The sequence below is a fragment of the Parafrigoribacterium mesophilum genome (assembly GCF_039652555.1).
In the GTDB taxonomy this organism is placed as follows: Bacteria; Actinomycetota; Actinomycetes; order Actinomycetales; family Microbacteriaceae; genus Parafrigoribacterium; species Parafrigoribacterium mesophilum.
In genome coordinates, this window is sequence record NZ_JBDJAF010000051.1 from 1 (window position 1) to 275 (window position 275).

The 275-nt window shown below is 73.8% G+C and carries 1 protein-coding gene; it reads left to right on the top strand.

All coding sequences use genetic code 11. The features are described from left to right. Positions 1-275: hypothetical protein (locus tag ABFX56_RS16060; RefSeq protein WP_428834467.1), on the top strand; the 275-nt coding region annotated here is incomplete at both ends.

Here is a 275-nt window from a genome sequence, read left to right on the forward strand (position 1 = left end):
GGGAGACCCACGGCAGCAGCGCGGATGCGCCTGACGCCGTCGACCCCGCACGCCCGCGGTCCGGCGCCTCCCCGGTCCCCTCAGCCGACGCCGTAGAGCCGCCGGCCCGCCCGCACGATGCCGCCGCCCCGGAGACGAGCGCCATCGACGTGGGTGTTCTCTCCCCCGAGGACCTCGCCGCGGACCATGCCATGGCCACCCTGGCGGGAAGCGTGTGGTTTCTGCTGGAAATGACCCCCGTGAACGCCGACGACGTTCGTGCGACGTTCCTCGCG